Origin of the sequence: Variovorax sp. RO1, assembly GCF_002849325.1 — a bacterium.
Taxonomy (GTDB): domain Bacteria; phylum Pseudomonadota; class Gammaproteobacteria; order Burkholderiales; family Burkholderiaceae_C; genus Variovorax.
Window position 1 is genome coordinate 1,115,376 of sequence record NZ_PKMT01000002.1, and the last position, 11,185, is coordinate 1,126,560.

Consider the following 11,185-nt stretch of genomic DNA (forward strand, 5'->3'; position numbering starts at 1 on the left):
GAGAGCTCCCCATGAAAAAAGTATTCATCAAGACCTTCGGCTGCCAGATGAACGAGTACGACTCGGACAAGATGGCCGACGTGCTCCACGCCGCGCAGGGCTACGAGCCCACGCAGAACGTGGACGAAGCCGACCTCATCCTGTTCAACACCTGCTCGGTGCGCGAGAAGGCGCAAGAGAAAGTGTTCTCCGACCTCGGCCGCGTGAAGCACCTGAAGGCCAAGGGCGTGAAGATCGGCGTGGGCGGCTGCGTGGCGAGCCAGGAAGGCCAGGCCATCATCGCGCGCGCGCCCTATGTCGACATCGTGTTCGGCCCGCAGACGCTGCACCGCCTGCCCGAGATGCTGAACGACCGCGACAGGCTCGACCGCCCGCAGGTCGACATCAGCTTCCCCGAGATCGAGAAGTTCGACCACCTGCCGCCGGCGCGCGTCGAAGGCGCGACCGCCTTCGTGTCGATCATGGAAGGCTGCTCCAAGTACTGCAGCTACTGCGTGGTGCCCTACACCCGCGGCGAGGAAGTGAACCGCCCACTCGACGACGTGCTGGTCGAGATCGCCGGCCTCGCCGACCAGGGCGTGCGCGAGATCACGCTGCTGGGCCAGAACGTGAACGCCTACCGCGGCAAGATGGGCGACACCACCGAGATCGCCGACTTCGCGCTCCTCATCGAGTACGTGGCCGAGATCCCCGGCATCGAGCGCATCCGCTACACCACCAGCCATCCGAACGAGTTCACGCCCCGACTCATCGAGGCCTACGCCAAGGTGCCGCAGCTCGTGTCGCATTTGCACCTGCCGGTGCAGCACGGCAGCGACCGCATCCTCATGGCGATGAAGCGCGGCTACACCGCCATGGAATACAAGAGCACGGTGCGCAAGCTGCGCGCCATCCGCCCCGACCTCGCATTGAGCAGCGACTTCATCGTCGGCTTCCCCGGCGAGACCGATGCCGACTTCGACAAGATGATGAAGCTCATCGACGACTGCCAGTTCGACAACAGCTTCAGCTTCATCTTCAGCCCGCGCCCCGGCACGCCCGCCGCGACGCTGCAGGACGAGACCCCTTACGACGTGAAGCTGGCCCGCCTGCAGACGCTGCAGCGCGTCATCGACGGCAACGTGCGCCGCTTCGGCGACGCGCTCGTGGGCAGTACGCAGCGCGTGCTGGTCGAGGGCGCCTCGCGCAAGGACGCGAACGAACTCATGGGCCGCACCGCCTGCAACCGCGTCGTCAACTTCGAGGGCGACGCCCGCCTCGTGGGCCAGATGGCCGACCTGCGCATCACGCGCTCGCTGGCCTACACGCTGCGCGGCGAAGTGGTCACGCGCGAATCGGCCCTGGCTGCTGCTGCCGCCACGGCGCTCGCCCACTGATGGCGAAACGTCCGTCCGTCCGGGGCTCGTTCCAGCAGCTCCTGCTGTTTGCCTTTTTGCTGATCACCGCGCTGCTGGTGGGCGTGGCGCTGCGCTCGGTGCTGCAGTACGACGCGCTCGTCACGCAAAGCCGCGACGCCGCCGCGCGCGCGCTGCGCCTGTCGGGCGCTTCACAGTCGCTGGCCGAACGCAGCGCGGCCATGGAGCGCGCGGGGCGCCAGTCGCTGGTGCTCAACGACGCCGTGCTGCGCCGCCGCTTCGACGAGGCGGCGCGCGAATCCCACCAGGTGCTGGAGCGGCTGGAACGCAACGGCCTGCCGGCCGCCGGCATCGACATGTGGCGCGGCCAGCTCGGCGTGATCGAGGGGCTGCTCAGCGGCAGTCCCGACAGCGCCCTGGTGCGCGAAAGCACGATGGCGATGCAGTTCCGCGAACTCGACGCGCTGAACACCAACCTCGCCCAGCAGGCGCAGTTCCTCATCGAAACGCAGAACGACGCGCTGGCCAAGCGCATCGAGAACGCGCGCCGCCGGCTGATGCGCGAGGTGGTGGCCGCCAGCGTGCTGGCCGTGTCGCTGGCGCTGGCTTTCGGCATCTGGCTGGCGCGCCCCTTCAAGCGGCTCGAGAACGCCATCGTCGGCCTGGGCCAGAACCGGCTCGACGAACCCATCGACATCCGCGGCCCGGCCGACGTGCGGCGCGTGTCGCAGCAGCTTGAGTGGCTGCGCCTGCGGCTGACCGAGCTCGACGCCGACAAGGCGCGCTTTCTGCGCCACGTGTCGCACGAGCTGAAGACGCCGCTGGCGGCGCTGCGCGAAGGCGTGTCGCTGCTCGAAGACGGCGTGACCGGCCCGCTGAACCCGGCCCAGCTCGAAGTCGCGCAGATCCTGCAGCAGAACACCGTGTCGCTGCAGAACCAGATCGAGGCGCTGCTGCGTTTCAACGCCGCCGCCTTCGAGGCGCGCGAGCTGCGCCGCGAGCGCACCGAGCTGCTGCCGCTGATCGAAGAGCAGATCGAGTCCCAGCGCCTCCAGTGGCAGGCGCACGGCCTGCGCGTGCGCGCCGAGGGCGAGCCGATCACGCTGACGGTCGACCGCACCAAGCTCGGCACCGCCATTGCCAACCTGCTGTCGAACGCGATCCGCTTCTCGGCCGCGGGCGGCGTGATCACGCTGGCCGTGTCGGGCACGCCCGAGGCGGTGCACATCGACGTGTGCGACGCCGGCCCGGGCATTGCCGTGGGCGACCGCGACCGCATCTTCGAACCCTTCTTCCGCGGCGAGCGCCAGCCCGAGCACACGGTGAAAGGCACCGGCATCGGACTTTCCATCGTGCAGGAGTACATTGCAGCCCATGGGGGCCGCATCGCCCTGCTGCCGGACGGCCCCGGTGCACGCTTTCGCATCGAACTGCCGCGCACGACCTGACCCCGGACACCCCCACTCAACACCGCCCCGCGCTTTTTCGACCCATGTTCCTTTCGTTCGTCCGCAGATCCACCTTCGCCGGGGCCATGGCCGTGCCATTCGCCCTGCTGCTGGCGGCCTGCGCCTCCCAGCCCAAGCCGCCGGCCGAAGCCGACGCGCTGCCGCCGCCCGTGGCCGCGCCGCGCGTGGTGCCGGTCGAGGCCGAGCCCCGCGCACCGGCCACGCAGCCGGCCTCGCTGTTCACGCAGCTCACGCAGGGCCCCGTCGCGGCCCTGCTGGCCTACGCCGACAAGGTGCGCCCGCTGGGCGGCGCCGACCTGAGCGCCGAAATTTCGCGCGTCGGCGAACAGGGCGAAACGCCCGCGGCGCAGGTGCAGCTCGCGATCCTGCTCGCGCAGACCCGCGTGCCGGCCGACCTGGCGCGCGCGCTGGGCCTGCTGCAGCGCGTGATCGGCAACCCGGCCCCCGAGGCGCAGCCTCTGCAACCGCTCGCGCGGGTGCTGGCGGCGCGCTACATCGAGCAGCGCCGCGTCGAGGACGACCGCGACAAGCAGGTGCAGCAGCTGCGCGACAGCCAGCGACGCATCGACCAGCTCAACGAGCGCATCGAGGCGCTGCGCGCCATCGAGCGCAGCTTCGCCCGGCCCAACACGCCGGCACCTGTCACCGCCCCCAACGGAAGCAGATCCAACCCATGAGCACAACTGGCGCCCGCCTCCTCGTGGTCGATGACGACCCGGACATGCTGCGGCTGCTCTCGATGCGGCTGGTGTCGGCGGGCTACCAGGTCACGGCAGTCACCTCGGCCGAAACCGCGCTCACCCAACTCGAGATCGAGCACCCGCAGCTGGTGCTCAGCGACGTGCGCCTGCCCGGGCGCGACGGCCTGCAGCTGTTCGACGAGATCCGCAAGCGCCACCCGACGCTGCCGGTCATTTTGCTGACCGCGCACGGCACCATTCCCGACGCGGTCGAGGCCACGGCGCGCGGCGTGTTCACCTACCTCACCAAGCCCTACGACGCGCGCGAACTGCTCGAGAAGATCTCGCAGGCGCTGGCACTCGGTGCGCCCACCACCACGCCCAGCAAGACCGGCGACGACAGCTGGCGCTCGGAAATCGTGAGCCGCAGCAACCGCATGGCCGAGCTGCTGGCCGAGGCGCGCATGGTCGCCAAGTCGGACGCGTCCGTGCTGCTGCGCGGCGACTCCGGCGCCGGCAAGGAACTGCTCGCGCGCGCCATCCACAAGGCCAGCGCACGCGCCGACAAGCCCTTCGTGGCGGTCAACTGCGGCGCCATTCCCGAGGCGCTGCTCGAGTCGGAACTGTTCGGCCACATGAAGGGCGCCTTCACCGACGCCCACGCGAACCACAAGGGACTGTTCCAGCAGGCCGACGGCGGCACGCTGCTGCTCGACGAAATCGGGGACATGCCGCCCGCGCTGCAGGTCAAGCTGCTGCGCGTGCTGCAGGAGCGCGCCGTGCGCCCGCTGGGCGCGAGCCAGTCGATCGAGGTCGACGTGCGCATCGTCTCGGCCACCCACCGCGACCTGGACGCCGCGATGGAAGCCGGCCAGTTCCGCGAAGACTTGTATTACCGCCTGAACGTGGTGACGCTCACGCTGCCGCCGCTGTCGGCGCGGCGCGAAGACATTCCGCTCCTGGCCAACCACTTCCTGCAGAAGCTGTCGACCAAGTACGGCAAGCGGCTGTCGGGCTTCGCACCCGAGGCGCTGAAGGCGTTGACCACCGCCGCGTGGCCGGGCAACGTGCGCCAGCTCTACAACGTGGTGGAGCAGGTCTGCGCGCTGTCGGGCTCGCCGCTGATCCCGCTGGCGCTGGTGCAGCGCGCACTGCGCGTGCCGAGCGTCGAGGTGCTCACCTACGCCGAGGCCAAGCAGCGTTTCGAGCGCGATTACCTCGTCGGCCTGCTCAAGCTGACCGACGGCAACGTGGCCGACGCCGCCCGCCTGGCCGACCGCAACCGCACCGAGTTCTACCGCCTGCTGCAGAAGCACGAGCTCACGCCGGGCAACTTCAAGGCCGACGTTGTCGCTCCCGGTGGCGACCCTGTCGCCGAGTAGCGACAGGCCTAAGTCGTTGATTTGAAAGGCTGTTTTCCGAGGGGCCCCAGGGCTTGTCGGGATTCGGCGACAAAAACAGGGGTTTCGGGGGCCTGGCGGGCCCCTCCCCCACGGAAAACGGCTCCGAGTCACGCCAAGTCGTTGATTTGAAAGCGTTTTTCCAGGCTGGCACAGGGTTTGCCCCTGTACTGGCATGACAGCACTTACCAGCCCATCTTTCGCACTGCGTCCGCAGCGCGACGGCCTGCGTCAAAAGCAGTTTTCCTCCTCGCGGCCCCGTGCCGCGGGCCATTCGCTGACCGCGCTCTCGGGCGTTGGCGGCGCCGCCACGGACTGCGTCTTCAAGCGCCTTCCGGCCATTGGCGACACCCCCCTCGACAAGCAACGTTGGTGAATGAAACGATGAAGCCGAACGACTTCTCCCACCTCAACGTCCTCGCAGAATCCGATTTCGCGCGCCGCAGCGCGCTGCGCGAGGAACGCCACCCCAACGCCGTCACCGCACCGCCGGTGAACCGCGGTTCCATGGCACCGCGCCCCTGGCGCGGTTTCTGGAACAGCCTGGGCACCGCCATGCTCGTGCGCCTGGGCGCCGGCCGCAATGCCGACAGCGCCCCCGCCGCCAAGCAGGCCACCCCGGCCCCGCAGGCCTGGGAACGCGCCGCCGGCCAGCGCCGCCTCGCCTTCATGTTGCTCACGCTGCTGAGCACGGTGATCGCATCGTCGCTGTTCGCCAGCGTGCAACCCGACTACGACAACGTCTGGCTCGAATACGGCCAGATCGGCCTGTACGGCCTGCTGTCGGGCTGGGTCGTCACGGGCTTCGTGACCGCGCTCATGGGCTTCTATGTCTCCGTGCGCGGTGACAAGCACGCCCTCTCGGCGAAACAGGTGGCCCACCACCCGATGAACCCCGAGGCACGCACCGCGATCATCATGCCGATCTGCAACGAGGACGTTGCCACCGTGTTTGCCGGCCTGCGCGCCACCTGCGAATCGGTTGCCACCACGGGCCACGCCAAGCAGTTCGACGTGTTCGTGCTGTCCGACAGCTACAACCCCGAGACCGCCGCCGCCGAGCGCGCCGCCTGGGAAGACCTGCGCGCCGCCCTGGCTGAAAGCCCGAACCAGCCGCAGGTCGAGGTGTACTACCGCCTGCGCACCCGCCGCACGCACCGCAAGGCCGGCAACGTCGCCGACTTCTGCCGCCGCTGGGGCAAGGACTACCGCTACATGGTCGTGCTCGACGCCGACTCGGTCATGAGCGGCGACTGCCTGTCCTCGATGGTCAAGCTGATGGAAGCCAACCCCACCGCCGGCATCATCCAGACCGCGACGCAGGCCATCGGCCACGTCACGCTGCACGCCCGCGCACAGCAGTTCGCTTCGCGCGTGACGGGTCGCCTGTTCACGCTGGGCATGCAGTTCTGGCAGCTCGGCGAGTCGCACTACTGGGGCCACAACGCGATCATCCGCGTCGAAGCCTTCATGAAGCATTGCGCGCTGGCCCCCATCAAGGGCACCGGCGGCATGTCGGGCGGCATCATGTCGCACGACTTCGTCGAAGCCGCGCTGATGCGCCGCGCCGGCTACCACGTGTGGCTGGTGTCCGACCTGGTCGGCAGCTACGAGCAACAACCGCCGGACCTGCTGGCCGAGCTGCAACGCGACCGCCGCTGGTGCCAGGGCAACCTGCAGAACGCCCGCCTGATGGCCGAACCCGGCATCCACCCGGTGCACCGCGCGATGTTCGTGACCGGCACCATGGCGTATGCCTCGGCCCCGCTGTGGCTCGCGTTCCTGACGCTGGGCACCGCCCTGTGGCTGAGCGGCTCGAGCCTCGTGTCGAGCTGGAGCGTGCTGCCCGCCGAACTGGCCGGCCTCTGGGTCTGGACCCTGTGCCTGCTGTTCCTGCCGCGCGTGCTGGGCATCGCCGCCGTGCTGATGCGCGGCGAGCAACGCCAGTACGGTGGTGTGTGGGGCCTCGTGAAGAGCTCGGTGCTCGAAGCCGGCCTGGCCATCGTGCAAGCCCCGGTGCGCATGCTGGCCCACTCGCTGTTCGTGCTCGTCGCCCTCACCGGCATCAAGCTCGACTGGAAGTCGCCCCCGCGTGAAGCCAACGCCGTGCCGTGGAAGGTCGCTGCAACCCAGCTGGCCCCCATGACGCTGGTGATCGCCATGCTGGCCGTCGGCGTCGCCATGATCGACCCGAGCGCACTGATCTGGCTCATGCCTGTCGGCCTGCCGCTGCTGCTGGCCATTCCGCTGACCGTGCTGACCAGCCAGATCGCGCTGGGCACCACGCTGCGCGACCGCGGCTTCCTGCTGATTCCCGAGGAATCGCGTTCGCCCGCCGTGCTGCGTCGTGCGTGGATGCATGCCTTGCGCCTGGCGCGCCCGGCACTGGCAACCGCCTGATGCGCTGAAGACACAGCACTCACAAGAAGCCGACCTCAGGGTCGGCTTTTTTCATGGTGCATGGCTAGAATCGCGCCTTCCTTTTTTCAACCCACGGATCTCTTCGATCCCCTGGAGCGCCAAGTGCCCCGATTCGCCGTCATCACTCTCTGACGCCGACAACACCACTCGCTGGTCATGTCGGGCGCCAAGCTGCGTTCCCCCACTGACCAGACACGGCCCGCTCCGGCCGCCGAGTCGATCTCTCTTCCAGCTTCGCTCCCGCACGTTGTCGGTTCTTCCTGATTTGCATCTGGAGAACAACGTGTTCCCTCTCTCTTCCCTTTCTCTTTCGTCGATTCCGCTGCTCAAGTACCCGCGTACTGCGCACCTGGAAGGCTCGCGCCTGCAGGCCGGCGACACCGACGACGGCCAGACGCCGTTGTCCGCACTGCACGGCCAGCAGGTGGTCATCGAGGAAAAACTCGATGGCGCCAACGCGGCCGTGTCGTTCACCTCGGCAGGCGAGTTGCTGCTGCAATCGCGCGGCCACTACCTGGCCGGCGGCGCGGGCGAGCGGCAGTTCAACCTGTTCAAGCACTGGGCCGCGGCACATGAAGCTGCGCTGCTCGAACGGCTCGAAGACCGCTACGTGATGTACGGCGAGTGGTGCTTTGCCAAGCACAGCTGCTGGTACGACCGGCTGCCGGCGTTCTTCCTCGAGTTCGACATCTACGACCGGCAGGCGCAGTGCTTCCTGTCGACGCCCGCGCGGCATGCGCTGCTGGCCGACGGCCCGGTGCTGTCGGTGCCTGTGCTGTACGAGGGCGGAATGCCGCAGCAAGCGAAGGCCTTGCGCTCGCTCGTGCGGCCCTCGCTCGCGCGCAGTGTCGACTGGAAGCCGGCCTTCGAGCAGGCGGTGGCGCACGAAGGCCAGCCGCTCGACCTCGTGCGCCAGCAAACCGACCTGTCTGATCTGGCCGAGGGCCTGTACCTCAAGACCGAATCGGTCGGGCAGGTGACCGGCCGCTACAAGTGGGTGCGGCCGGACTTCGTGCAGACCATCCTCGACTCGGGCTCGCACCACAGCCGTCGGCCGGTGCTGCCCAACCAGCTCGCGCCGGGCGTGGACCTCTACGCGCCGACGCCGCAAGTGAGCTGGCAAGACCTGGGGCTGCGCACGCTGCGCGACCCCGCAGAACTGACAACAACCACAAGGAGGCCGCGATGACCTACGACGATCTGCGGGCGCTGGTCCCCGCGCCCGCGCAAGGTTATGACTGGGCGCAGTGCTGCGATCTGCTGCCGGCCTTGCTGCGCTTGGAAGAAACGCCACAGGACCCGTACTACCACGCCGAGGGCAACGTCGGCATCCACACGCGCATGGTGCTCGACGCGCTCCTGGCCGACGCGCACTACCAGCGCGCCGACGCCGACGGCCGCTTCGTGCTGTTCATGGCCTGCCTGCTGCACGACATCGCCAAGCCCGACACCACGGTGATCGACGAGGCCAGCGGCCGCATCGGCCAGCCCGGCCATTCGCGGCGCGGATCGGTCGATGTGCGCGTGCTGATGTGGAAGGCCCGCGTGCCGTTCGCGTTGCGCGAGGCCGTGTGCCGGATCATCGCCGTGCACCAGGTGCCGTTTCACGCCTTCGCCTCGCGCAAGGGCGTGCGGCCCGAGTGGCTGGTGCACAAGCTCTCGTGGGAGCTGAGCCTGCCCGACCTGTGCTGCGTGGCGCGCTGCGACATGCTCGGCCGCCACTACGAAAAGCGCGCCGACAGCCTGGCCGACATCGCACTCTTCGAGCAGCTGGCGCAGGAAGAAGGCTGCTGGAGCGGTCCGCGACAGATGGCCGATGCGCACACGCGCCTGGCCTACTTTCGCGGCGCCGACACCAGCCCCGACTACCCGCTGTTCCAGACGCCGGGCTCGCAGGTCACGGTGATGTGCGGCCTGCCCGCAAGCGGCAAGAACCACTGGGTGGCGCAGCACCGCAAGGGCTGGCCGGTCGTGTCCTTCGACGATGCGCGCGCCGAGCTCGGGCTCAAGCACGGCGAGAACGATGGGCTCGCCGCGCACCACGCGGTCGATCAGGCCAAGGCGCTGCTGCGCAAGCAGGAACGCTTTGTCTGGAACGCCACGCACCTCAGCCAGCAGATGCGCACCAAGACGCTGGACCTGCTCTGGGCGTACCACGCGCAGACCGAGCTGGTGTACCTGGAGGTGCCGCATGCGGAGCTGATGCGCCGCAACCGCGCGCGCGACACGACGCTCTCGAACGCAGGCATCGAGCGGATGCTGCACCGCTGGGAGCTGCCCGCGCCCGCCGAAGCGCACGCCACGGTCTACGACGTGCAGGCCTGAAAACGACAAAGCCCGCCGGGGCATCCCCTGGCGGGCTTCTGTCTGTCTCTATATATGTAGGGGGATCAGAACGGCAGCTTGCCGCCGCCTCCGCCCATGCCGGGCATTCCGCCCATGCCCTTCATGCCGCCCATCTTCTTCATCATCTTCATGAGGCCGCCGCCCTTCATCTTCTTCATCATGCCCTGCATCTGCTCGAACTCGTTGAGCAAGCGGTTCACTTCCTGAACCTGCACGCCGGCACCGGCTGCGATGCGGCGCTTGCGCGTGGCCTTGAGCAGTTCGGGCTTGCGGCGCTCCAGCGGGGTCATGCTCTGGATGATCCCTTCCTTGCGGCGGATGTCGCGCTCGGCACGCGTCATGTCGGCCTCGCTGGCCTTGGCGGCCATCTGCTGGGGCAGCTTGTCCATCAGGCTGGAGAGGCCGCCCATCTGCTTCATCTGCTGCAGCTGGCCGAGGAAGTCGTTGAGGTCGAAGCCCGCGCCGCTCTTGACCTTGGCCGCGAGCTTCTGCGCCGCTTCGACGTCGACGCCGGCCGTGACCTGCTCGACCAGCGCGACGATGTCGCCCATGCCGAGGATGCGACCCGCATGGCGCTCGGCGTCGAACACCTCGAGGCCGTCGATCTTCTCGCTGGTGCCGGCGAACTTGATCGGCACACCCGTGACCTGGCGCACCGACAGCGCCGCACCGCCGCGCGAGTCGCCGTCGGTCTTGGTCAGGATGATGCCGGTGAGGGGCAGCGCTTCCTTGAAGGCCTTGGCGGTGTTGATCGCGTCCTGGCCCTGCATGGCATCGACCACGAACAGGGTTTCGACCGGGTCGAGCGCCGCATGCAGCTGCTTGATTTCGGTCATCAGCACTTCGTCGATCGCCAAGCGGCCGGCCGTGTCGACCAGCAGCACGTCGAAGTAGTGGCGCTTGGCGTGGTCGAGCGCGGCGCGTGCGATGTCTAGCGGCTTCTGGTCGGGCGTGCTCGGGAACCACTCGGCGCCGGCCTGCTTGGTCACGGTCTTGAGCTGCTCGATGGCGGCCGGACGGTACACGTCGCCCGACACGGTGAGCACCTTCTTCTTGCGCTTCTCGATCAGGTGCTTGGCCAGCTTGGCGGTGGTGGTGGTCTTGCCGGCGCCCTGCAGGCCGGCCATGAGGATCACGGCGGGCGGCTGGGCCGCGAGGTTGATGTCTGACACGCCCTCGCCCATGGTGGCGGCGAGTTCGCGGTTGACGATGCCGACCAGCGCCTGGCCCGGCTTGAGCGAGCCCAGCACTTCCTGGCCGAGCGCCTTCTCTTTCACGCGGGCGACGAAGTCGCGCACCACGGGCAGCGCCACGTCGGCCTCCAGCAGTGCCATGCGCACCTCGCGCAGCATGTCCTGCACGTTGCTTTCGGTGATGCGCGCCTGGCCGCTCATCGTCTTGACGAGGCGGGAGAACTTTTCGGTGAGGGCGGTGGCCATGAAGGAAATACCTTGTTGTCCGCGGCAGCGGACCGATGGAAAGTCGTGAAAACCTGGAAGCGGTACGCGGGCTCG

Annotated in this window: 9 protein-coding genes; 8 read left to right on the forward strand and 1 reads right to left on the reverse strand. The window is 68.4% G+C overall.

Translation table 11 applies throughout. The features are described 5' to 3' along the window. The first annotated feature begins 11 nt into the window (after positions 1–11). The 8 genes from miaB to CY658_RS16330 all read left to right on the forward strand — a co-directional run bounded on the left by miaB (position 12) and on the right by CY658_RS16330 (position 9,650). Positions 12–1,376: a tRNA (N6-isopentenyl adenosine(37)-C2)-methylthiotransferase MiaB gene (gene miaB / locus CY658_RS16295; protein ID WP_101491160.1), complete on the forward strand. Its 1,365-nt coding sequence runs from the start codon at positions 12–14 to the stop codon at positions 1,374–1,376. Next, a complete protein-coding gene (locus tag CY658_RS16300; protein ID WP_101491161.1) occupies positions 1,376–2,803 on the forward strand; it encodes a sensor histidine kinase in 1,428 nt (475 codons plus the stop codon). Before miaB ends, CY658_RS16300 begins: the two co-directional genes overlap by 1 nt. Before the next feature lie 86 nt (positions 2,804–2,889). Beyond that, complete coding sequence (locus CY658_RS16305) at positions 2,890–3,501, forward strand: hypothetical protein (RefSeq protein ID WP_257884890.1); 612 nt, start codon at positions 2,890–2,892, stop codon at positions 3,499–3,501. Then, positions 3,498–4,886, forward strand: coding sequence for a sigma 54-interacting transcriptional regulator (locus tag CY658_RS16310; RefSeq protein WP_101491163.1), 1,389 nt, complete (start codon positions 3,498–3,500; stop codon positions 4,884–4,886). The genes CY658_RS16305 and CY658_RS16310 overlap by 4 nt, the downstream gene beginning before the upstream one ends. A 193-nt stretch (positions 4,887–5,079) precedes the next feature. Beyond that, entirely contained in the window at positions 5,080–5,280 is a 201-nt protein-coding gene (locus CY658_RS16315; protein ID WP_082818265.1) for a hypothetical protein, read from the forward strand. Between the two features lie 8 nt (positions 5,281–5,288). Next, complete coding sequence (mdoH, locus tag CY658_RS16320) at positions 5,289–7,304, forward strand: glucans biosynthesis glucosyltransferase MdoH (protein WP_101491164.1); 2,016 nt, start codon at positions 5,289–5,291, stop codon at positions 7,302–7,304. A gap of 304 nt (positions 7,305–7,608) precedes the next feature. Beyond that, on the forward strand, positions 7,609–8,514 hold the full coding sequence (locus CY658_RS16325) for an RNA ligase family protein (RefSeq protein ID WP_101491319.1): 906 nt from the start codon (positions 7,609–7,611) through the stop codon (positions 8,512–8,514). Next, complete coding sequence (locus CY658_RS16330; RefSeq protein ID WP_101491165.1) at positions 8,511–9,650, forward strand: AAA family ATPase; 1,140 nt, start codon at positions 8,511–8,513, stop codon at positions 9,648–9,650. Before CY658_RS16325 ends, CY658_RS16330 begins: the two co-directional genes overlap by 4 nt. A 65-nt stretch (positions 9,651–9,715) precedes the next feature. On the opposite strand, the gene ffh is transcribed toward CY658_RS16330, so the two are convergent. Next, a complete protein-coding gene (ffh, locus tag CY658_RS16335; protein ID WP_101491166.1) occupies positions 9,716–11,110 on the reverse strand; it encodes a signal recognition particle protein in 1,395 nt (464 codons plus the stop codon). Positions 11,111–11,185 lie beyond the last annotated feature (75 nt).

Bases quoted from the DNA above. Each gene is read 5' to 3' on its own strand.
- CY658_RS16330 (WP_101491165.1), top strand. From the start codon at position 8,511: ATGACCTACGACGATCTGCGGGCGCTGGTCCCCGCGCCCGCGCAAGGT.
- CY658_RS16315 (WP_082818265.1), top strand. From the start codon at position 5,080: ATGACAGCACTTACCAGCCCATCTTTCGCACTGCGTCCGCAGCGCGAC.
- mdoH (WP_101491164.1), top strand. From the start codon at position 5,289: ATGAAGCCGAACGACTTCTCCCACCTCAACGTCCTCGCAGAATCCGAT.
- CY658_RS16305 (WP_257884890.1), top strand. From the start codon at position 2,890: ATGGCCGTGCCATTCGCCCTGCTGCTGGCGGCCTGCGCCTCCCAGCCC.
- ffh (WP_101491166.1), bottom strand. From the start codon at position 11,110: ATGGCCACCGCCCTCACCGAAAAGTTCTCCCGCCTCGTCAAGACGATG.
- CY658_RS16300 (WP_101491161.1), top strand. From the start codon at position 1,376: ATGGCGAAACGTCCGTCCGTCCGGGGCTCGTTCCAGCAGCTCCTGCTG.
- miaB (WP_101491160.1), top strand. From the start codon at position 12: ATGAAAAAAGTATTCATCAAGACCTTCGGCTGCCAGATGAACGAGTAC.
- CY658_RS16310 (WP_101491163.1), top strand. From the start codon at position 3,498: ATGAGCACAACTGGCGCCCGCCTCCTCGTGGTCGATGACGACCCGGAC.